The 22215-nt window shown below is 64.3% G+C and carries 19 protein-coding genes; 13 read left to right on the top strand and 6 right to left on the bottom strand.

Going from position 1 to position 22215, the window contains the following annotated elements; translation table 11 throughout:
* Window positions 1-189 precede the first annotated feature (189 nt).
* Both BGO16_RS17300 and BGO16_RS17295 read left to right on the top strand, forming a co-directional pair.
* Window positions 190-1320: a site-specific DNA-methyltransferase gene (locus BGO16_RS17300; RefSeq protein WP_292620371.1), complete on the top strand. Its 1131-nt coding sequence runs from the start codon at window positions 190-192 to the stop codon at window positions 1318-1320.
* A 186-nt stretch (window positions 1321-1506) separates the two neighbouring features.
* Window positions 1507-2193, top strand: a complete 687-nt coding sequence (locus BGO16_RS17295; protein WP_292620369.1) for a glutathione S-transferase N-terminal domain-containing protein — start codon at window positions 1507-1509, stop codon at window positions 2191-2193.
* 84 nt (window positions 2194-2277) lie between these two features.
* Here the strand turns inward: BGO16_RS17295 and mutY are convergent, their stop codons facing one another.
* Window positions 2278-3438, bottom strand: coding sequence for an A/G-specific adenine glycosylase (gene mutY, locus BGO16_RS17290; RefSeq protein WP_292620367.1), 1161 nt, complete (start codon window positions 3436-3438; stop codon window positions 2278-2280).
* Window positions 3439-3615: 177 nt separating this feature from the next.
* Here mutY and BGO16_RS17285 point away from each other — a divergent pair, with 177 nt between their 5' ends.
* The 4 genes from BGO16_RS17285 (at window position 3616) to BGO16_RS17270 (ending at window position 10054) form a co-directional block, all read left to right on the top strand.
* Window positions 3616-4098 carry a DciA family protein gene (locus BGO16_RS17285; protein ID WP_292620365.1) on the top strand — a complete coding sequence of 161 codons (483 nt, stop codon included), beginning with the start codon at window positions 3616-3618 and terminating at the stop codon, window positions 4096-4098.
* A gap of 109 nt (window positions 4099-4207) precedes the next feature.
* The gene (locus tag BGO16_RS17280) at window positions 4208-4870 is read left to right on the top strand and encodes a DsbA family protein (protein WP_292620363.1); all 663 of its coding nucleotides are present in this window, start codon (window positions 4208-4210) and stop codon (window positions 4868-4870) included.
* A gap of 341 nt (window positions 4871-5211) precedes the next feature.
* Window positions 5212-8718 (top strand): chromosome segregation protein SMC, encoded by a 3507-nt coding sequence (smc, locus tag BGO16_RS17275; RefSeq protein WP_292620362.1) that lies wholly within the window; start codon window positions 5212-5214, stop codon window positions 8716-8718.
* Between the two features lie 286 nt (window positions 8719-9004).
* Window positions 9005-10054, top strand: coding sequence for a small ribosomal subunit Rsm22 family protein (locus BGO16_RS17270; protein ID WP_292620360.1), 1050 nt, complete (start codon window positions 9005-9007; stop codon window positions 10052-10054).
* 10 nt (window positions 10055-10064) lie between these two features.
* Here the strand turns inward: BGO16_RS17270 and BGO16_RS17265 are convergent, their stop codons facing one another.
* Window positions 10065-10418 carry a YbaN family protein gene (locus tag BGO16_RS17265; RefSeq protein WP_292620421.1) on the bottom strand — a complete coding sequence of 118 codons (354 nt, stop codon included), beginning with the start codon at window positions 10416-10418 and terminating at the stop codon, window positions 10065-10067.
* A gap of 410 nt (window positions 10419-10828) precedes the next feature.
* Here BGO16_RS17265 and BGO16_RS17260 point away from each other — a divergent pair, with 410 nt between their 5' ends.
* Together BGO16_RS17260 and BGO16_RS17255 are read left to right on the top strand one after the other, a co-directional pair.
* A complete protein-coding gene (locus BGO16_RS17260; RefSeq protein ID WP_292620358.1) occupies window positions 10829-11584 on the top strand; it encodes a hypothetical protein in 756 nt (251 codons plus the stop codon).
* A 138-nt stretch (window positions 11585-11722) separates the two neighbouring features.
* Window positions 11723-12391 carry a hypothetical protein gene (locus BGO16_RS17255; RefSeq protein ID WP_292620420.1) on the top strand — a complete coding sequence of 223 codons (669 nt, stop codon included), beginning with the start codon at window positions 11723-11725 and terminating at the stop codon, window positions 12389-12391.
* 43 nt (window positions 12392-12434) lie between these two features.
* On the opposite strand, the gene BGO16_RS17250 is transcribed toward BGO16_RS17255, so the two are convergent.
* Both BGO16_RS17250 and BGO16_RS17245 read right to left on the bottom strand, forming a co-directional pair.
* Window positions 12435-12974 (bottom strand): adenine phosphoribosyltransferase, encoded by a 540-nt coding sequence (locus tag BGO16_RS17250; RefSeq protein ID WP_292620356.1) that lies wholly within the window; start codon window positions 12972-12974, stop codon window positions 12435-12437.
* A gap of 187 nt (window positions 12975-13161) precedes the next feature.
* Window positions 13162-15324, bottom strand: coding sequence for an anthranilate synthase component I (locus BGO16_RS17245; protein WP_292620354.1), 2163 nt, complete (start codon window positions 15322-15324; stop codon window positions 13162-13164).
* Window positions 15325-15987: 663 nt separating this feature from the next.
* Here BGO16_RS17245 and BGO16_RS17240 point away from each other — a divergent pair.
* Complete coding sequence (locus BGO16_RS17240; RefSeq protein WP_292620352.1) at window positions 15988-16485, top strand: YbhB/YbcL family Raf kinase inhibitor-like protein; 498 nt, start codon at window positions 15988-15990, stop codon at window positions 16483-16485.
* Between the two features lie 198 nt (window positions 16486-16683).
* Here BGO16_RS17240 and BGO16_RS17235 read toward each other — a convergent pair whose 3' ends face one another.
* Entirely contained in the window at window positions 16684-18744 is a 2061-nt protein-coding gene (locus BGO16_RS17235) for a cytochrome c1 (RefSeq protein ID WP_292620350.1), read from the bottom strand.
* A gap of 51 nt (window positions 18745-18795) precedes the next feature.
* The gene (gene petA, locus BGO16_RS17230) at window positions 18796-19323 is read right to left on the bottom strand and encodes a ubiquinol-cytochrome c reductase iron-sulfur subunit (protein WP_292620348.1); all 528 of its coding nucleotides are present in this window, start codon (window positions 19321-19323) and stop codon (window positions 18796-18798) included.
* A 185-nt stretch (window positions 19324-19508) separates the two neighbouring features.
* Between petA and BGO16_RS17225 the strand changes: the two genes are divergently transcribed.
* From BGO16_RS17225 to hemF, 4 genes are all read left to right on the top strand, one after another.
* Window positions 19509-19979: a TrmH family RNA methyltransferase gene (locus BGO16_RS17225; RefSeq protein ID WP_292620346.1), complete on the top strand. Its 471-nt coding sequence runs from the start codon at window positions 19509-19511 to the stop codon at window positions 19977-19979.
* Complete coding sequence (gene queE / locus BGO16_RS17220) at window positions 19976-20608, top strand: 7-carboxy-7-deazaguanine synthase (protein ID WP_292620343.1); 633 nt, start codon at window positions 19976-19978, stop codon at window positions 20606-20608. The genes BGO16_RS17225 and queE overlap by 4 nt, the downstream gene beginning before the upstream one ends.
* A gap of 197 nt (window positions 20609-20805) precedes the next feature.
* Window positions 20806-21171, top strand: a complete 366-nt coding sequence (locus BGO16_RS17215) for a 6-carboxytetrahydropterin synthase (RefSeq protein ID WP_292620341.1) — start codon at window positions 20806-20808, stop codon at window positions 21169-21171.
* A gap of 144 nt (window positions 21172-21315) precedes the next feature.
* Window positions 21316-22200: an oxygen-dependent coproporphyrinogen oxidase gene (gene hemF / locus BGO16_RS17210; RefSeq protein WP_292620339.1), complete on the top strand. Its 885-nt coding sequence runs from the start codon at window positions 21316-21318 to the stop codon at window positions 22198-22200.
* The last annotated feature ends 15 nt before the right edge of the window (window positions 22201-22215 follow it).

Raw genomic sequence — 22215 nt, 5'->3', positions numbered from 1 at the left:
TGCGAAAGCGATCGCGATTCTGCGCACCACATTGCGAAGCTCTGCGCGCCGCGTAGCAAAAACGTATCTGCAATCAACGAAAGGCATCCGCGATTAAGTCGATTTTTACTTTGGCAGGTCATTGTAGCGCCAGTCGGTTGTTTGGTCCCGCGTCGCCGACAGCGTCGCCTGAGTCAGAGTGTGTGAGTCATGGTCGTGTCGCGTCGCGGGGCGTCTGCAAAGGCGCCCCGCACCAAATTTGACTCCCCCACTTCGCGTATCATCGTAGGCGACTGCGTCGCCGGGATGTCGAAGCTTCCATCCGGATCGGTCGATCTGGTTTTCGCGGATCCCCCTTACAATCTGCAGCTCAAGGGCGATCTCAAGCGGCCCGACGAATCGCACGTCGATGCCGTGAACGACGATTGGGACAAGTTCTCGTCTTTCGCCGCATATGATGACTTCACCCGCGCCTGGCTGCTCGCCTGCCGCCGCATCATGAAGCCATCCGCGACGATCTGGGTGATCGGCTCCTATCATAATATTTTCCGCGTCGGCGCGATCATGCAGGACCTCGGCTTCTGGATCCTCAACGACATCGTCTGGCGCAAGACCAATCCGATGCCGAATTTTCGCGGCCGCCGCTTCACCAATGCGCATGAAACCATGATCTGGGCGGCGCGCGACGAGAACGCCAAGGGTTACACCTTCAATTACGAGGCGCTGAAAGCCGCCAACGAGGACGTGCAGGCGCGCTCGGACTGGCTGATTCCGCTGTGCACCGGCGACGAGCGGCTGAAGGGCCAGGACGGCAAGAAGGTGCATCCGACCCAGAAGCCGGAAGGTTTGCTGGCGCGGGTCTTGTTGTCGTCGTCCAGGCCGGGCGACCTCGTGATTGATCCGTTCAACGGCACCGGCACCACCGGAGCCGTCGCCAAGCGTCTCGGCCGCAGCTACATCGGTTTCGAGCGCGACCGAACCTACGCCGCCGCCGCCGAACAACGCATCGCGGCCGTCGAACCGCTGCCGGAAGCCACGCTGGCTCCGTTCATGACCGCGCGCCAGGCGCCGCGCGTGGCGTTTTCCGAATTGATCGAGCGCGGCATGATCTCGCCCGGCGCGAAACTCGTCGATGCGAAAAAGCGTCACGGCGCGCTGGTGCGCGCCGACGGCGCCATCATGCTCGGCGACAAGGTGGGATCGATCCACCGCATCGGCGCGGTGGCGCAAGGCGCGGGCGCGTGCAATGGCTGGACCTACTGGCACATCGAAACCAGCCAAGGTCTCAAACTGATCGACGAGTTGCGCGCCGAAATCCGCAGCCGAATGGCTGCCGACTGAGACGGTCCGTCGCATCCACCTGTCGACGGAAAGCTGTGCAGCCAACGCACAGCGGATCACGAAACGCGTCGGTTGCATTGGTCTGAAAATCCACGCATGAAATGGCCGTCCGCGGGCATCCTCCCTCTCCCGCGCGCTCCAGTTCAAACCCAGCCATCCCCAAGCACACCGACAGTGGAGTTTTCGATGATCAAGTTCTATTTCAACGGCGCGCCGAACCCGAACAAGGTCGCGCTGTTTCTGGAAGAAACCGGCCTGCCCTTCGAATTGGTGCCGATCGACACCCGCAAGGGCGACCAGTTCAAGCCGGAATTCCTGAAGGTGAACCCGAACGGCAAGGTGCCGGCGATCGATGACGACGGCGTGTTTGTATTCGACAGCAATGCCATCCTGCTTTATCTCGGCGAAAAGACCGGCAAGTTCATGCCGGCCGATACACCCGCCAATCGCGCGCAACTCTTGTCGTGGCTGATGTTCATCGCGAGCGGCCTCGGGCCCTATGGCGGGCAGGCCATCCATTTCAAGGACTATGCGCCAAAAGGCATGGACTACGCGGTCAACCGCTATCTGTTCGAGGCGCATCGTCACTACAAGGTTCTCGACGATCATCTCGCCAACAGCCGCTACATGGTCGGCGACACCTACACCATCGCCGACATGGCGTTCTGGGGTTGGGCGCGCATGGCGCCTCGCGTGATCGGCGAGAGCGCGGTCGCCAAATATCCGAACTTCAAGCGGCTGCTCGACGAGATCTCGGCGCGGCCGGCCGCGGCCAGGGCAATCGCGCTGAAGGACAAGTTCACCTTCAAGACCGAGAACGACGACGAAGCCAAGGGCTTCCTGTACCGCCACATGACGACCAAGGTAGCCTGACCTCCTGTCATCTTCGGCAACAAGGCCCTTCGGCGCACGCCGGAGGGCCTTTTGCTTGCGCGGCGCGACGACACGGCGACGACGTCAGATTTTTTCGCGCACTTTGGATTGAGTATGATCTTGTCCGAAAACCGGTTCCCGCTTTGCGCTGGCGCGGCCCTTGGGGTCAGGATCATGCCCTAACCCGTGCGCGATGACCTTGCGCATCAGGTTCGGCAAGGCTTCATCCTGCAGCGTTGCGATCGGCGTCCAGCGCATGCCATCGGGCGCGCGGGTACGCGCGGCGGCGGTCGCGGTGTAAACCGCAAGCTCCAGCGGGAAATGCGTGAAGACATGCGTCACGGTGCCGGCCTTGCGCCGCCAGCACGCGCCGCCGATTGACGGCGCCTGCTTCCGTGCGGTCGCATCGTCCTGCGCGGCGAGCCAGTCCGATGTCGGCACTTCCGTCATGCCACCGAGCAGCCCTTTCGCCGGCCGCGTCCGGACCAGCAGGTCAGCGCCGCGCCTCACCACGAAAGCCGCGCCGCGCCGCAACTCGCCCGCCTTCTTCGGCGTCTTGCGCGGAAAGGTCTCCTGGTCGCCGCGCAGTCGCGCGACACAATCATCGCCCAGCGGACACAGCGCGCAGGCCGGCTTCTTCGGCGTGCAGATGGCGGCGCCGAGATCCATCAGCGCCTGCGCGGAATCGCCGGAGCGGGTCTCGCCGAGCAGCGTCGCCGCAAGCTCCCGGATGCGCGGCTTCGCCTTCGGAAGCGGCTCATCCACCGCGAACAGCCGCGACACCACGCGCTCGATGTTGCCGTCCACCGGCATGGTGCGGCAGCCGAACGCGATCGCGGCGATCGCCGCCGCCGTGTAGGGGCCGATCCCCGGCAGCGCGCGCAAGCCCTCTTCCGTATCGGGAAATGCGCCGCCGTGATCGCGCCGCACCGCCACGGCGCAGGCATGGAGATTGCGCGCGCGCGAGTAATAGCCGAGCCCGGCCCACATCCGTAAAACATCGTCGAGCGATGCGTTCGCCATCGCATCAATGTCCGGCCAGCGCGCCAGGAACTTTTCGAAATAGGGCCCGACCGCCTTCACCGTGGTCTGCTGCAGCATAATCTCCGACAGCCAGACCCGATAAGGGTCTGCGGCCTCGCCCGGCAGCGCACGCCACGGCAGGCGGCGGCGGTTCCGGTCGTACCAGGCAAGCAGCCGCGCGGACCGGCTCCTTCGCTCATTGTTTTCCACGGACAGCGCCATGTATAGACTCTAGACGTTCGACGAAATCCTCTCCATGTCATGCCCGCGCTTGGTCCGGCCATCCACGCCTTTATTCATTCTGGAGCGGCAAGGCGTGGATGGCCGGAACAAGCCTAGCCATGACGGCATATTTTGAACCGCATCCCCAACCAGATGCCGACATGCTATAAGGCGCGGATGTCCAAGCCCGGCCCGATTTCGGCCAAGCCGTTGTCCGCGCTGCTCGGCGATGTCTTTTCCGACGCCTATGCGCGGCAGGGATTTGCAACGCGCGAACTGGTGACGCGCTGGGCGGAGATCGCGGGACCCGAGATCGCCGCGCATTCCGAGCCGATGAAAATCCAGTGGCCCCGCCCCGTCGAAGGACAACCCGAGCGACCGGCGACGCTCGTGCTGCGGGTCGAAGGCCCGGCGGCGCTGGAAATCCAGCACGCCTCCGACATCATCCTGCAACGGGTGAATCGCTTCTTCGGCTGGAACGCGGTTGGCCGGCTCGCTTTGCGGCAGGCGCCGCTGTCGCGCAAGACCCGGCAGCGAAAGGCCGCCCGACCGCCGGACGAGGCGGAGGTCGCCAGTGTCGCCGGGACGCTGTCATCGATCGAAGATGACGGCCTGCGCGCGGCGCTGGCGCGGCTCGGTGCCTCGATCAAGCGAAATTGACGCGACCATGGAATAGGCTTCCGACAGCGCGCCATTGCCACAATTGTGGTTTCAAGCTAGCGAACAAATGTCTTTCAGGCGCGCTTGCGCCGTTTCGGGAGCAAACCCCTTGATCATCACGCGCCGCGCCTTCACCGCCGCCCTCTCGCTGAGCGGACTCGCCGCCTTCGCAGGTCTCTCGCCGTGGCGCCTGATCGGTGAGGCCATGGCCCAGAGCGTCACCGCCGCCGACGTCGCCAAACCGGTCTCGCTGCCGGACATGGCGCTCGGTCCCAAGGATGCCGCCGTCACCATCACCGAATACGCCTCGATGACCTGCCCGCACTGCGCGCGCTTTGCCGAAAGCGTGTTCCCGAAGATCAAGGCGGAATACATCGACACCAATAAGGTCCGCTACGTGTTCCGCGAATTCCCGCTCGACATCAAGGCGGCGGCCGGCTCGATGCTGGCCCGCTGCATCGCCAAGGACGACGCGGGAAAATACTTCGCCGTCATCGACACGCTGTTCAAGTCGCAGGATGTATGGACCGGATCGAAGACCACGGAATCGCTCAAGCAGATCGGCAAGCAGGCCGGCCTTAGCGGTCAGGAGGTCGAAACCTGCCTCAAGGATCAGGCCCTGCTCGACAAGATCGCGGCCGACCAGAAATACGCCAACGAGGTTCTGAAGGTGAATTCGACGCCAACGTTCTTCATCAATGGCGAGATGGTGAAGGGCGAGACCTCGTTCGAGGAGTTCAAGAAGAAGATCGACCCGCTGTTGAAGGGCTGAAGCACCGCTCCTTCGGCGTGATTACCCGGAGGCGTCATCGTCCGCGAAAGCGGACGATCCGATAATCGAGGCGGCCGCGAGAGGATTTGGCTGACACGCCGTATTCAAACCGGCGCAGAGGATGTCGGAACTTTTCCGCAGCCGCGCCCCCGCGCGATCGACCGGATGTTCTGCCTAACTCCCGTAAAAGCCTCTGGAAAAGCCGGTCCCGGTGGTTGCCGGGACGCGACGCCCTCGTCATTGTCAGGTGTCCGCGGGGTGCGACTCAGGGGCCGCGTCAATACCGCTTATGGTATTGTCACTGCGGGCTGATTCGCGTCTTGCCAGCAAGCAGAGTGCCCATGAAACTCACGCGCCTTCGCCTTCACGGATTCAAGTCGTTCGTCGAGCCCACCGATTTCGTGATCGAGCCGGGTCTCACCGGCGTGGTCGGGCCGAACGGCTGCGGCAAGTCCAACCTGGTCGAAGCGCTGCGCTGGGCGATGGGCGAGACTTCGTACAAGTCGCTGCGCGCCGCCGACATGGACGCGGTGATCTTCGCAGGCTCGGGCAACCGCCCGGCGCGCAACCACGCTGAAGTGGTGATGACGATCGACAATACCGATCGCTCCGCCCCTGCGGCCGTCAACGATTCCGAGACGCTGGAGATCTCACGCCGGATCGAGCGCGAGGCAGGCTCGGTCTATCGCATCAACGGCCGCGACGTTCGCGCCCGCGACGTGCAGATCCTGTTCGCCGACGCCGCCACCGGCGCGCGTTCGCCGGCGCTGGTGCATCAGGGCAAGATCGGCGAGATCATCCAGGCCAAGCCCGAACAGCGCCGTCGCGTGCTGGAGGACGCCGCCGGCGTCGCCGGCCTGCATGCACGACGCCATGAAGCCGAATTGCGGCTGAAGGCCGCCGAAACCAATCTCACCCGCGTCGAGGACGTGATCGGCCAGCTCTCCGGCCAGATGGATGGCCTCAAGAAGCAGGCGCGGCAGGCGATCCGCTATCGCGACGTCGCGGCGAAAGTGCGCAAGACCGAGGCCATGCTGTTCCACCTGCGCTGGCTGGACGCGCAGGCCGAGGTGACGGAAGCCGCCAGAATTCACGATTTGAACGTTCGCGAACTGGCCGAACGCACCCGCGAGCAGGCGGAAGCCGCCCGCCTCCAGGCGGAACGCGCGTCCGAACTGCCGGCGCTGCGCGAGGCGGAAGCCCGCGCCGCCGCCGGACTGCAGCGCCTCACCAGCGCGCGCGAGGCGCTCGACCGCGAGGAGGAGCGCGCGAAGGAGCGCGCCGCCGAACTCGATCGCCGGCTGACGCAGCTTGCATCCGACATCGAGCGCGAGCAGCGGCAATCCTCCGATGCCGATGACGCCTTGCGGCGGCTGGAGGCCGAGGACACCGAGCTGAAGGAGGAGATCAAGTCGCGCGTCGAGACCCGCAGCGGCGTCGACGAGCGGGCGGCGCAGGCGGAAGCAACCCTCGCCGCGACAGAGGCCACGTTCGCGGAATTGACCCGCGCGCTGGCCGACCTCACCGCGAAACGTAACCAACTCGAATCGAACGTACGGACCCATCGCGACCGTCTGGCGCGCATCGATCAGCAGATCGCAGACGTGCAACGCGAGACCGAGGCGCTGGCGCAGCAGACCAGCGGCTTCGGCGATCTCGATGCGCTGAGCGCGGCGATCGAGGGCGCGCAGCAGGCGCTCGCGCAATCGGAAAGCCTGAGCCGAGAACGCGAGGCCGAACATGCCGCCGCGCGAGGGCAGCTCGAAGCTGCCCGCTCCGGCGTCGAAACGGCGCGCGGACCATTGCAGGAAGCCGACAAGCGGGCCCAGCGGCTCGAAACCGAAGCCAAGACCATCGCCAAGATCCTGAACGGCGAAAGCAAGAACCTGTGGCCGCCGATCATCGACGGCATCAGCGTCGACAAGGGCTATGAGAAGGCGATCGGCGCCGTACTCGGCGACGACCTCGACGCACCGGTGGACCAGTCCGCGCCGATGCGCTGGACCGGCGCGACCGTGACGACCGAGGACCCGGCATTGCCCGGGAGCGTGGAATCGCTTGCGGTCCACGTGCAGGCGCCGCCGGAACTGGCGCGACGTCTGGCCCAGATCGGCGTCGTCGCCAGGGAGCGCGGCGCGGAGCTGGTCGCGCATCTGAAAACCGGCCAGCGGCTGGTGTCGCTCGAAGGCGACGTCTGGCGCTGGGACGGCTTCGTGACCGCCGCCCATGCGCCGACCGGGGCTGCGCGCCGCCTCGCCGAGCGCGCACGTCTTGCCGATATCGAGAGCGAGATTGAGCGCGCGCGCGCTGAGGTCGCCGAGCGGCGGCAGGCGCTCGAGGCGGCCCAGCAGGTTGTCGCCGCCGCCGCTCACACCGTCACCGCTGCCGCCTCAACCGAGAGCGAGGCGCGCAATGCCTGGCGCACGGCGCAGCGCGAGGCCGATGCCGCGCGCGAGCGTCATGCCAGCGCCGAGCGCGAGATCAATCGCCATGCCGCGCGCCGCTCGGCGCTGACGGAGGCGCACAACCGCCTGGCCAGCGATCGCCTGGAGGCGGCCACTGCCCATGAAGCTGCGACGGCTGCGCTTGGCGAGTTGCCGCCGAGCCTCGATACCGAAACCAAGCTCGGCGACGTGCGGACCGAGATCGACGGCCATCGCCGGCTCGCCGCGCAGGTGCGCGCCGAAGCGCAGGCGTTGGCCCGCGAAGCCGAGCTTGCGGACCGCCGCCTGCAGGCGATCTCGGCCGAACGCAACGAATGGCAGACCCGCAAGCAGAGCGCGGCCTCGCAGATCGCGACCATCGAAGCGCGCGTCACCGATGTGAAGGCCGAGCGCGCCGAGCTCGAGAATGCGCCGACCCTGTTCGCCGAGAAGCGCAGCGCCATCATCAGCGAGATCGAGCACGCCGAGAAGGATCGCCGCGACGCGGCTGATACGCTCGTCGGCGCCGAAGCCGCGATGGCGGACACCGATCGCCGCGCAAAAATCTCGCTGGAGGCGCTGTCGAGCGCGCGCGAAGCCACCGCCCGCGCCGAGGAGCGCATGGACGGCAGCAAGCGGCGTCTGGAGGATACCGAACGGGAAATCCGCGACATGCTCGAGGTCGAGCCCGGCGTGGTGGCCTCGCTGGCCGAGGTCCAGGACGGTGTCGACCTGCCGCCGCTGCCGGAGATCGAGACGGAGCTGGAAAAGCTGCGCCGGGACCGCGACCGCCTCGGCGCTGTCAACCTGCGCGCCGAGGAGGAACTGCGCGGTGTCGAGACCCAGCACACCTCGCTCGCCACCGAGCGCGACGACCTCGTCGAAGCCATCAAGAAGCTGCGCACCGGCATCCAGAGTCTCAACCGTGAAGCGCGCGAGCGGCTTCTGAACTCGTTCGAGACCGTCAACACCCATTTCAAGCGGCTGTTCACCCAGCTGTTCGGCGGCGGCGAGGCGGCGCTGCACTTGATCGAGAGCGATGATCCGCTGGAAGCCGGGCTGGAGATCATCGCCAAGCCGCCCGGCAAGAAACCGCAGACGCTGTCGCTGCTCTCGGGCGGCGAGCAGGCGCTCACCGCGATGGCGCTGATCTTCGCGGTGTTCCTCACCAACCCATCGCCGATCTGCGTGCTGGACGAAGTCGACGCACCGCTCGACGACCACAACGTCGAACGCTTCTGCAACCTCCTGCACGAGATGACCTCGTCCACGGAGACGCGCTTCATCATCATCACCCACAATCCGATCACCATGGCGAGCATGAACCGGCTGTTCGGCGTGACCATGGCCGAGCGCGGCGTCTCGCAACTGGTGTCGGTCGATCTCGAGAACGCAGTGAAAATTCTCGACCAGAACGTGGCGTAGAGCGCCGCGTTCCCGAGTTGCGCAGGGGACAGTGCTGCCGAACCAGAATGGACGAATTCCTGTCACGCGCTTCATCGGTGAACCTTGCGGACGCGGGCCTGTCCAGCGATCCGAACCCGAATCCAGCCAGACTGAATGCGTTCTTTCAACAACCTGCCGACGCCGAGCCTGCTCTGGCGAGGCCGCCGGATAGCGAGTACCAGAACTCCGCCCCCGGCAGGTGTCGGTTTCGGTCGAAACCTGCCGGCCATGACGGGTTTTGTCGCATCCGGCGTCCGCCTCAAACATGATTCCGCCCTCCCTCCCCGCTGCATTGCGCGCCGCACTCGAACAAAAGGCACAGGGCCTCTCCCGCAGTGACGCCGCGGTTCGCGCGGCGACGATCTCGCAGACCTATCGCGGCGGCGGCGGCTCGGAGGCGATCCGCAGTGAATCCGACGCGCTCGCCTATGCGCTGGCGCGGATGCCCGCGACCTATGCGGCCGTCGTCGCCAGCCTCAATGCGATCCGCAAGATCCGTCCGGAATTCGCGCCGCAAGACCTGCTCGACGTCGGCGCCGGCCCCGGCACCGCGACGTGGGCGGCGGCGCAGGCGTTTGATTGCCTCGACGAATTCACCGCCATCGACGCCAATCCGGCGCTGCGGACGCTCGCGCTCGACCTCCTCTCCACTGAGGCGCGGCTGCACGGCGTCCGCTATATGCAAAGCGACGCAATCGCCGGGTTTCGCGACAGGACCGCGAGCGCCGATCTCGTCGTCGCAAGCTATGTCATCGGCGAGATGAACGCCGACCGGCTGGCCGCGCTCACTGATTTGATGTGGGCGGCGACGCGCGACACGCTGCTGGTCGTGGAACCCGGCACGCCCGCCGGCTACCGACGCATCCTCGACCTGCGCCGCCGCCTGATTGCGCAAGGCGCTCATGTCCTCGCGCCTTGCCCACACGACCGCGAATGCCCGCTCATGACATCTTCAAACGAGGCAGGCGCCGTTCCGCATGAAGAGAACGCGTCAAAACAAAAAGCCGCTGCGGACTGGTGCCATTTCGTGCAGCGGCTGCCGCGGTCGCGCGCCCACAAGCACGTCAAGGGCGCGGAGCTTCCCTTCGAGGACGAGAAGTTCAGCTACGTCGCGCTGGCTCGAACGCCCGTCCGGCAACGTCCGGCGCGCGTGCTGGCGCAGCCGCTCGTCAGTAAGGCCGGGATGCGGATCAAATTATGCCGCGCGGACGGCAGTGCCGGCATCGTGACCATTCCCCGTCGCGACAAGGCCGCCTATGCCGGGATGCGCCGGATCGGCTGGGGCGACACCGTCGCGCCCCGCGCGAGCGGGTAGCTCCCGAAGACTATGACGGCCGCGTGAAGACGTAGACCAGCCCGGTCAGCATCAACAATGCCACCGCCGCCATGAGCCATGGCCCGGGATGGCCGCCGAGCCAGAACAGTACGAAACCGAGCGCCGTGCCGCCCAGCGCCATCAGCTTGGCCTTTGGCGGGATCGCGCCGCGCTCGCGCCAGCCGCGCAGCAGCGGACCGAAACGCTGATGCTGCAACAGCCAGTTTTCCAGCCGCGGGGAAGAGCGCGCAAAGCAGGCGGCGGCCAGGATCAGGAACGGCGTCGTCGGCAGCACCGGCAGGAATGCGCCGATAAAGCCGAGCGCAACGAAACAGACGCCCAGCACCAGAAACACGCCGCGCATCATCCGCGGCGTGGTGGCGCGCGGTTCAACGACACCGGCCGCCCCTTCGTCAAAAGACTGCTCGTCCGCGATCATTGCCTCGCCATTCTGGTCAGTCACAAAAAATTTTCCTGCAAAGTTATGCTTCCACAGAACAAGGTACCCGACAACTTGAACTTTTCTAAGGATTTTTCACGCCAGAAGATGCTCTTCCCGAAGGTTCCCACCGCTCGCCACGTCATTTTCGCGCTTGCCCACCTTTCGCAAGAGGCCGCGTTTTCCCAACGCCATGACGAATTTCACCGGATTCAATATATCGAATTGAATTCTCCCTCGTTTCTGCCATGGTCGCGCCCCAAGCAAACATCGGGGATATGCCGCACGCGCGACCATGCGCGGTTTTCGGCTTTCAGCTTGCTTAAAGGGGTCTCATGGCGAAGCCAGCAGTAATTGTGGTGGGTGCGGACAAGGGCGGGGTCGGCAAGACCACGGTCTCGCGCACCGTGCTCGACTATTTCAGTGCCAACAACGTGCCAACCCGGGCGTTCGACACCGAATCGCCGCGCGGCACGCTGAAGCGCTTTCACCCTGACATCACCGAGATCGTTGATATGACGACGACCGCGGACCAGATGAAGATCTTCGACACGCTGAACACGGCCAAGGCCAGCGTCACGGTGATCGACGTCCGCGCCGGACTGATGTCGCCGGCGCTGGCCTCGCTTCGCGACATCGGGTTCCTCGATGCGGCAAAGTCCGGGCAGATCACCTTCGCGGTGTTCCATATTCTCGGTCCCTCGATCGCCTCGCTCGACGAGATCGCGGAGACCGCGAACTTCATGTCCGGCGCGAAATATTTCCTCGTCAAGAATTTCATCAACAACACGAACTTTTTCGAGTGGGATCAGGCGACCTACAACGCCTACTTCCGCAAGATCAAGGACGCGACCGAGATCACCATCCCGAAACTCAACGAGATGGCCTACGAGCAGGTCGAGGTATCCTCGGTGCCGTTCCTCAAATTCGTGGCCAACAAGGGACACAAGAACGAGTCCGCCAATTACTCGTTCGTCCTGCGCGGCTACGTCCGTCACTGGCTCGCGAACGTCTGGAGCGAATTCGACCGCATCAAGCTCACCGACATCGTCACCTCGAAGGAGAAAGCCAGCCGCGCCTCGGCCAAGTAACCGGTCGTTTGAACGAAGCGCGCGAGGGAAGCCCTCGCGTTAGCGCGGATCGCGCAGACGTGCATGCGCGTCGAGAATGACGGTGGAGAGTTTTTCGACATCCTGCTAGATCGGGATGCCCTCTCCAATATATCGGTCATGCCCCGCACGCCCGTCTACATCATTTGCTCGCCACGGCCGCAAGTCGGCAAGACGCTGATCGCGCGGCAACTCAGCGAGTTTCTGCGCCTGCAGCGGGGCGATGTCCTGGCGTTCGACGTCAACATCCAGGAGCCATCGCTGGTCGACTACCTGCCGCGTCTCACCGAGACCGCCGAGATCGACGACACCTACGGCAAGATGGCGCTGATGGACCGGCTGATCGTCGATGACGGCCTCGCCAAGGTGATCGACCTCGGCTACCACGCGTTCGACGAATTCTTCGGGATGATCGCGGAAATCGGTTTCATCAAGGAAGCCGCCCGGAGCAACGTGGCGCCCGTTGTCCTGTTCGTGGCCGACAGCGACCGCGTGTCCACGCGCGGCTATCACACCCTGCGGGAAACACTGCCGCCCAACGCGCTCGTCATCGTCGACAACGAATACGTCCTGCGCGGAGACCTGCCCGAAACCTTCATGCACGGTCAGTTGATGCGCGTCGCGGTGCTTCCGGCGTTCCTCAAGAGCTACATCGAACGGCTCACCTTTTCCTTCACCAACTATCTGCGAACCGAGAAGGATACCTCAACCGAACTGCATCAGTGGATCCGCAGCAACTATTTCAGCTTCCGCGAGATCGAGCAGCGACTGGCGCAACAGCAGGATTGAGCGTCCTCCCCGCCTTGTTGCGGGGATGAGGTGAAGAAAATCCTCAGTGTCCGCCGAACGCCATCAGCGTCCGCACCGGAACGTCCATCGCGCGCAGCTTGGCGGCGCCGCCGAGGTCCGGCAGGTCGATGATGAAGCAGGCCGCCACCACATTGGCGCCGATCTGGCGCAGCAGCTTCACCGCGCCCTCCGCCGTGCCGCCGGTGGCGATCAGGTCGTCGACCAGAATGACGCGCTCGTCCTTGGCGATGGCATCGACGTGCATCTCCATTTCATCGGTGCCGTATTCGAGCGCGTAGGCCATCCGCACGGTCTGATGCGGCAGCTTGCCCTTCTTGCGGATCGGCACAAAGCCGGCGGAGACCTGATGCGCCACCGCGCCGCCGAGAATGAAACCCCGCGCCTCGATGCCTGCGACCTTGTCGATCTTCGAGCCCGCCCAGGGATGCACGAGCTGATCGACCGCACGGCGGAACGCGCGGGCATCTCCAAGCAGCGTGGTGATGTCGCGGAACATGATCCCCGGCTTTGGATAATCCGGAATGGTGCGGACAGCGGCTTTCAGATCGTCTTCAAGGACCATGAGTATTCACATCCGATCGTGTTGGCATTGCCCCTCAGTTCCCTGCCCCTTATGGGCGAGGGTCACGGAGGGAATGAACGGCGAGCACTGCCTTCGTGGTAACCCCACCCCCAACCCCTCCCCACAAGGGAGAGGGGAGCAGTCCATGCTTCGTCGCGTTCGCTTTCGCGACGACAGCGTCAAACAGTCAGCTATCTCCCTGCCCCAGCCGGAACGCATTCTCCACGATCCGCAAGCCCACCTCGCCGCCGAGCGACATCAGCGATTCGGGGTGAAACTGCACGCCGCCGACCGGCAGCGTCCTGTGCTCGATCGCCATCGGCACGCCGTCGTCGGTGGTCGCCGTCACCTCCAGCACGTCGGGCATGCCGTTGCGCTCGACATACAGCGAATGATAGCGGCCGATCACGATCTCGTTCGGCAGATTGCGCATCAAGCGTCCGCCGCGATTCTGCACGCGTGAGGGACGGCCGTGCGCCGGTTGCGCGAGCTGGCCAAGCCGGCCGCCGAAATACTCGCCGATTCCCTGCACGCCGAGGCAGACGCCGAACACCGGCAGTTTCTTCTCCAGCGCGGTGCCGATGGTTTTGGCCATGCCGAAATCCTCGGGCCGGCCGGGACCGGGCGACAGCACCAGCAGGTCGTAGGTCTGCGTGTTCAGCATGTCCTGCGCGTGGACGTAGCGCACCACCGTGACGCGTGCGCCGACCTGACGGAAATAATCCGCCAGCATATGCACGAAACTGTCGTCGTGATCGATCAGCAGCACGCGCTTGCCGGAGCCGGTCGCGTCCGGAGCCACCGCCGAAAGCGGCTTCGGCGCGTCGCCGCGCAACGCCTGGAACAGCGCGGCCGCCTTGGTCTGGCATTCGCGATCCTCAAGCTCCGCCTTGCTGTCGAACAGGCAGGTCGCGCCGACGCGCACCTCGGCCAGTCCATCCTTCATGCGGATGGTGCGGATGGTCAGGCCGGTATTGATCGAGCCGTCGAAGCCGACGACGCCGAACGCGCCGGCATACCAGCGCCGCGCCGAACGCTCGTTGTCCTCGACGAACTGCATCGCCCACTTCTTGGGCGCGCCGGTCACCGTCACCGCCCAGGCGTGGGTGAGAAACGCGTCGAGCGCGTCAAAACCGGGCCGCAAAATGCCCTCGACGTGATCGACGGTGTGAAACAGCTTCGAATAGGTCTCGATCTGGCGTCGCGCCAGCACCTTGATCGTTCCCGGCATGCAGATGCGTGCCTTGTCGTTGCGATCGACGTCGGTGCACATGTTGAGCTCGAACTCGTCCTTCTCCGAGTTGAGCAGCTCGCGGATCTGCTCGGCGTCGCCGATGGCATCGGCGCCGCGCGCGATGGTGCCGGAGATCGGACAGGTCTCGATCCGGCGGCCATCGCTGCGTACGAACATTTCCGGGGAAGCGGAAACCAGGAATTCCCCGTCGCCGAGATTGACAAGACCACCATAGGGCGACGGATTGATCCGGCACAGCCGCTGAAACACTTCGGCCGGCGAGCGTTCGCAGGGCTCGGCGAACAACTGCCCGGGCACCGCTTCGAACAGGTCGCCGCGCGCGAACGCGGCGCGCGCCGTCTCCACCGTGGCCTGATATTCGCCGGGAGCGTGATCGGTGAAACCCTGCCGTCCCGTCCTGGCGTAGACGCTTTCCGGCGTGTCATGCGGCAGGCCCGCGGTCGAGCGGCCGTTCCACGCGAAATCATAGGACAGCACGACGCCGCGGCCGGTGGCGCGGTCGTAAGCCAGCAAACGGTCGGGCACGAACAACACGATGTCGCGCTGGTCGGCCTCGCGCGCGCGCTTCTGCACCAGGTCTTCCATCTGGAACACGAGGTCATAGGCAAACGCACCGTAGAGCCCGAGCATGGGATCGGCGTCTGATGCGAACGCCGCGACCAGCGCGCGCACCAGCGACATCACGCTGGCGCGCCGGGTGCGCTGATCCTCCTCCACCGGCGCATCGCCGCGCACGATGTGGCCGGCGATGCGGAGCGCGGTGCTTTCGGTGACAACCACAAAAGGCTCGCTCAGGGCCTCGCCCAGAAAGGCGATCAGCACCTCGCCGCGGGCATTGGTGGCTTCAATGGAAAAATTCAGACCCGTGGTTTCGATCCTGAGCGGCGGATCCGCGAAACCGAGGTCGAAACTCTCATAGCGTCCCGGCACCGTGGTGCCCGACGACAGCACCAGGCCGCGACGGCGGTCGAGCAGGTCGATCAGGTCGTCCAGCCGCCTGCCGCCGGTAAAATGCTCGATCGACCTGCTGACGGCGAGACCGCCGGCGGTCGCGTACTCGCTTTGCGCGGGAAGGGAAAAGACGGTCCTGTTCATGGAGTCCTCTTACGAGACCTGAGGAAGAAGCGCCACACAGGACAAACGAAAAAGGCCGTCGTTTCTGCATGACGGCCTTCGACGATCGGAATTGAAACAAAATCGCACCGGCCACCTTAGAAGGTGGACCACCAGAGACGGAACGGGCGGACGGCGCTGATCATGGCCGCAAAATCATCATTCCGATGCGGCGCTGTCAAGGGCGCTCGATCCGGGATCCGTGCCAAGAGCCTGTTTGAAAAGTTTGCTTTCCAGGTGTTCCGGGCGCGCCGCGGCACGAAGTGACGCTGCGCAGACCCGGGATCGTTGCAGAAAACCTCGCAAAGACCCCGGCTCAGCAGCGCGCCGTCTCATGCTGCGCTGCCTCCGGGAGACGGCCGGGAGATGCCCGGTGACTTTCCAAACAGCCCCCAGAGGGGCTCGATCCGGACGATATTTCACCTCTCCCGATCGGGTGAGGGGGCATTCGAGCATCCTTGAAGGTGTAACCCCCTCGCCCTCCTCTCTCGCTCAAGTCGGATATATCCGACTTCAGAATCATGGATGCCCAAACGGGCAAACCCGAGCGTGGATAGAAGAGGGAGCGCGCGTCGTTTCGTGGCAGGTGTTTCCATCAAAATCGAAAAAGCGCTAGATTCCCCTGACCTGAACCGGGAGAACAACATGGCGTTCAAGGTCGTGAGCGACAGTTTCAAAGATGGCGACTACCTCGCCAAGGATCATATCCTGTCGGCGGATTTCGGTCACGGCTGCGCGGGCGGCAACCTGTCGCCACACCTGCGCTGGAGCGGCGCGCCGGCGGGCACCAGGAGTTTCGCCGTAACCTGTTACGATCCGGATGCGCCGACCGGCAGCGGCTTCTGGCACTGGGTTGTCATCAATATCCCGCCATCGGTGACGGAGCTTGCGCTCGACGCCGGCAATCCCGACAGCGGCAAGCTTCCGAGGGGAGCGCTGCAGACCCGCACCGACTTCGGCTCCGCGTGCTATGGCGGCCCCTGCCCGCCCGAAGGGGATCACCCGCACCGCTATTTCTTCACCGTGCACGCCGTCGGAGGCAACATCAACGCGACCGCCGACACCTCGGCGGCGGTGATCGGGTTCCAGCTTCATTTCAACACACTGGCGAAGTCGGCGATAATGGGCCTGTTCAAACGCTGAACGACGTCAGTCGGGCGAATGCGAGAGGCGAGCGGCAATTCACTCCACCACCGTCATGGCCGGACCTGTTCCGGCCATCCACGTCTTGGCAATCGACAAAAAAGAAAAAATGTCCCTTCGCTGTTTGAACAGGCTTGGTTGCAAACAAAAAAGGCTCCCTCGCGGGAGCCTTTTTGACTTGGAGACGACGGCTGCGCCTCAATGCGCGTCGGCCCAGACCGCCCTCTTGGTGAAGTAAAGCAGCCCGGCAAAGACGACCATGAAAATCATGACCTGAAACCCGATCCGCTTGCGCTCCTCAAGCTTCGGCTCGGCCGCCCACATCAGGAAGGCGGCGACGTCCGTCGCGTATTGATCGACCTTCTGCGGTGTGCCGTCGTCGTAGGTTATCTGATCGTCCGACAACGGGTTCGGCATCTTGATGGCATGACCCGGGAAATATCTGTTGTAGAACGAGCCCTCCGGCAGCGCGAACCCTTGCGGCGGGGTGTCCTCGAAGCCGGTCAGGAGCGCGTGGATGTAGTTGGGTCCTTTTTCCTGAAACTGGGTGAAGGCGTCGAAGATGAATTGCGGAAAGCCGCGCTCGTAGCCCCGCGCCTTGGCCATCAATGAAAGATCGGGAGGCGCCGCGCCGCCATTGGCCGTGCGCGCGGCGTTCTCGTTCGGAAACGGCGACGGAAACCTGTCGGCGATCCGCCCGGGCCGCTCGAACATGTCGCCGGCGTCGTTGGGACCATCCTTCACCTGGATTTCGGCAGCCAGCGCCGCGGCCTGGGCAACCGAGAAGCCTGGACCGCCGGGATCGGTGAGGTTGCGATAATGCACCAGGTTCATCGAATGGCAGGCCGAGCAGACCTCCTTGTAGACCTTGTAGCCGCGCTGCAACTGGGCCTGATCGAATTTTCCGAACGGGCCCGCGAACGACCAGCTCAGCGACGGCGGGGTCGGCGAATGGCCCGCCGCCTGAGCCCTGGAACCGCTATCCCACACCAGCAGCGCCGCGACAGCGAAGATAGCCGCAAGCGAGGCCACGACGCCTTTCTTCCCCAGCACGTCGTCGGCGATCGAATTGGGCACGGGCCGCGGCTTCTCGATGCGGCTCAGAACCGGGAGCACGATCAGGAAATAGGCGAAGTAGCACGCCGTCAGGATGCGCCCGGCGATCACATAAATGCCTTCCGGGGGTTGCGCGCCGAGATAACCGAGACCGAGACACACGCCGACGAAGATCCAGAAGAACTGCTTGGCGAGTGGACGATAGCGCATCGAGCGGGTCTTGGCGGAATCGAGCCAGGGCAGGAAGGCCAACACGAGGATCGCGCTGAACATCGCCACCACGCCCAGAAGCTTGTTCGGGATCGAGCGCAGGATCGCGTAGAACGGCAGGTAGTACCATTCCGGCACGATGTGCGCGGGCGTCACGCCAGGATTGGCGGGAATGTAGTTGTCGGGATCGCCGAGATAGTTCGGGATGTAGAAGATGAACCAGCAATAGAACAGGATGAAGCAGGCGATGCCGAACCCGTCCTTGATGGTCGCGTAGGGCGTGAACGGCACCGTATCCTTCGCCGTCTTGGGCTCGACGCCGGCCGGATTGTTCTGACCGGCGACATGCAGCGCCCAGACGTGCAGCACGACCACGCCCGCGATCACGAACGGCAGCAGGTAGTGCAGCGAGAAGAAGCGGTTCAGCGTCGGATTGCCGACCGAATAGCCGCCCCACAGCAGCGTCACGATGCTTTCGCCGAAATAGGGAATGGCTGAGAACAGATTGGTGATGACGGTGGCGCCCCAGAAGCTCATCTGGCCCCATGGCAGCACATAACCCATGAAACCGGTCGCCATCATCAGGAGGTAGATGATGACGCCGAGGATCCACAGCACCTCGCGCGGTTCCTTGTAGGAGCCGTAATACAGGCCGCGAAGCATGTGGATATAGACGGCGATGAAGAACATCGAGGCGCCGTTGGAATGGAGATAGCGCAGCAGCCAGCCGTAATCGACATCGCGAACGATGGCTTCGACCGAGTTGAATGCGAGGTCGGCGTGCGGCGTGTAGTGCATCGCCAGGATGACGCCGGTGACGATCTGCACCCCCAGCATGAAAGAGAGGATGCCGCCGAACGTCCACCAGTAATTCAGGTTGCGCGGCGTCGGATAGGCGACGAACGAGGAATGGACGAGGCCGAAGATCGGCAAGCGCCGCTCGATCCATTTAAGGACGGGATTTTGCGGCTGGAAGGTGGATGGTCCGCTCATGATGCGATCCTGACGAATGAAACGACGCGTTCGGTTCGGGTCTTTCGGGCCTTATCCGATCTTGATCCTGCTGTCGGAAACAAAGGCGTAAGGCGGGATGGGAAGATTAAGCGGCGCCGGCCCCTGACGGATACGGCCCGAGGAATCATACTGCGAACCATGGCACGGACAGAAAAATCCGTCGTAGTTGCCTTCGTGCGCGATCGGGATGCAGCCGAGATGGGTGCAGATGCCGATCACGACGAGCCACTGGTCATGACCTTCCTTGACGCGCGCCGAATCCGGCTCCGGATCGGGCAGGCTCGACACGTTGACCGCTTGCGCTTCCTTAATCTGCTTGGCGGTCCGGTGCATGATGTAGATCGGCTTGCCGCGCCAGAACACCTTGATGTCCTGCCCGTCGGCGATCGGGGAAAGATCGACCTCGATGGGCGCGCCGGCGGCGACCGTGGAAGCATCCGGGTTCAGTTGGGCCACCAGCGGCCACGCCACGGCGGCCGCACCCACGGCGGCGACGGCGCCGGTTGCCACGAAAAGGAAATCACGGCGGCTATGTCCTGCCGAAGACGATGTCGTCACGATTCCAACCCTTTCTTATCCGCTGCCGGTCTTGTCTATTGGTGTAGCCACTCCGGGGATGCATCTTGCGAGCGGCCGTTCTATTGGCATCGTCGCAGAGTGTGCGCAAGTGCGCTATCCGTCTCATTCGTGCAGTGCACAAATCCGCGGCGGCCGCGAAGTCATATCATGAGAGCCTTGAGTTGATGCGGATCGCGCTCTTTCAACCCGATATCCCGCAGAACACCGGGACCATTCTGCGGCTGTGCGCCTGCCTGGATCTCCAAGCCCATATCATCGAGCCGGCCGGTTTTCCGGTCTCCGATCGCCATTTCCGCCGGGCGGGAATGGACTATCTCGACCAGGTGACCATCGTGCGTCACGATTCCTGGCCGAAATTCCAGGAGTGGCGCGCCGGAGACGGCGGACGGCTGGTGCTATTCACGACCAGGGGTGCCCTGCCCTATCTGGACCATTGCTATGCGGCTACCGATATCCTGTTGTTCGGGCGCGAAAGCGCGGGCGTCCCGGACGCCGTCGCCGCGGCCGCGGACGCGCGTCTGGTGATACCTGTAAGGTCCGGATTACGGTCGCTGAACGTCGCGGTGGCGGCCGCCATGGCCGTGGGCGAAGCCCTGCGGCAGACAGGATCAGCCATCCAGGAAAGGGTTTCGTGAGCTACGCGGTCAAAGAGATTTTTCTGACCCTGCAGGGCGAAGGCGCCCATGCCGGTCGGGCTGCGGTATTCTGTCGCTTCTCGGGCTGCAACCTGTGGAGCGGCCGTGAGGAAGACCGCGCCTCGGCCACCTGCCGGTTCTGCGATACCGACTTCGTGGGTACGGACGGGACGCTCGGCGGGCGCTACGCCACCGCCGACAGGCTCGCCGACACCATCGCCACGCAATGGGCTGGCCCGCCCGCCCGGCGCTATGCGGTGTTGACGGGGGGCGAGCCGCTGTTGCAGGTGGACAAGGCGTTGGTCGACGCGCTGCATGCCCGCGGCTTCGAGATCGGCATCGAGACCAACGGCACCATCGCGCCGCCCGACGGCGTCGACTGGCTGTGCGTCAGTCCCAAGGCCGGCGCCGATTTGCGCGTCACCAGGGGGCAGGAACTCAAGCTGGTCTATCCGCAGGCGGACGCGCGGCCCGAGGACTTCGCAGACCTCGCCTTCGAGCGGTTTTCGTTGCAGCCCATGGACGGACCGGACGCGGCCGGCAACACCGCGCGCGCCATCGACTACTGCCTGCGGCATCCGCAGTGGCGGCTCAGCCTGCAGACGCACAAAACGCTGGGAATAAGGTAGGAATGCCAGAGCGGCGCCATCAACGTTGCGCAGACGCAGCGACTCCCTCCGCGCGGCGCATTACGCTGCCGACAGTGTGGCGGGCTGCCGATCCGGACCGTTATGAAGGGAGCGCTTGGAAGCGTCCCGGCTCTGCGAAGCGGCATCGAAGATGCCGCATCGCGCCCGGGGCAGGTTGTCAGGAGCCGGTTTGACGAATGTGGGAGTTGACGAAATCATTCCGTTTCGAGGCTGCGCATGCGCTGCCTGGAACGACGTTGGGGGACGCGAGCATGGAAATCCACGGCCATTCCTTCCGCGCCGAGGTGAGCGTCCGCGGCACGCCCGAACCCGCCACCGGCATGGTGCTCGATCTCGGCCTGCTCGCACGCAGCATGGACGAGGTCCGGAACAAGCTCGATCATCGGCTCCTCAACGACGTGGATGGTTTGGGCCTGCCGACGCTGGAAAACCTGGCGCGCTTCATCTGGGGGCATGTCCAGCATGCGGGCCATGTGACACGCGTCAGCGTGCATCGCGACAGTTGCGGCGAAAGCTGCACTTATTTCGGACCGCGGAAATGATCGGGTCTGTCACCTCAAAGCGCAAACGAAGCCTTGCCGAAAATCAGGCGTCATCATCCGCGAAAGCGGACGATCCGGTAAATCGGTATGCCGACCGTAGACCCACCGATCTTTCCCACCACACGCATTTGTCAGGAACCGGGTATGGATACCTCCTCTCTCGACGACCGCAAGTCCCGTGCTCGAAACTGGTTCGAACAACTGCGCGACGATATCTGCGCGGCTTTTGAAAAGCTGGAGGACGACGCGCCGGCCGGGCTCTATCCCGGCGAGGCCGGCCGCTTCGTGCGCACGGCGTGGGAGCGCACCGATCACACCGGCCAACCGGGCGGGGGCGGCGTCATGTCGATGATGCATGGACGGCTGTTCGAGAAAGTCGGGGTGCATTGCTCGACCGTGTATGGCGAATTCGCGCCGGAGTTTCGCGCGCAGATTCCGGGGGCCGAGGCCGATCCCAAATTCTGGGCCTCGGGGATCTCCCTGATCGCCCACATGCGCAATCCGCATGTCCCCGCTGTCCACATGAACACGCGCTTCGTGGTGACGACGAAAGCCTGGTTCGGCGGCGGCGGCGACCTGACGCCCGTGCTCATGCGGCGGCGCACCCAGGAAGACGCCGACAGCGTCGCATTCCACGCGGCGATGAAGGCCGCGTGCGATGGCCACGCCGTGGCCGACTATGATAAATATAAAACCTGGTGCGACGAGTATTTCTATCTGCCGCACCGCAAGGAAGCGCGCGGCATCGGCGGCATCTTCTACGACTGGCACGACAGCGGCGACTGGGATGCCGACCTCGCCTTCACGCAGGATGTCGGACGGGCGCTGCTCAAGGTCTACCCCGAACTCGTGCGCCGCAACTTCAATACGCCATGGACCGCCACAGACCGCGAGGAGCAGTTGATCCGGCGCGGACGCTACGCCGAATTCAACCTGCTCTACGACCGCGGCACCATCTTCGGGCTGAAGACCGGCGGCAACGTCGAGTCGATCCTGTCCTCGATGCCGCCGGAGGTGAAGTGGCCGTGACTATAGCGTTTTCGA

This window comes from Nitrobacter sp. 62-23, from assembly GCF_001897285.1.
In the GTDB taxonomy this organism is placed as follows: domain Bacteria; phylum Pseudomonadota; class Alphaproteobacteria; order Rhizobiales; family Xanthobacteraceae; genus Nitrobacter.
Note: the sequence above shows the minus strand (reverse complement) of the source record. Positions and strands in the feature narration are given on the sequence as shown.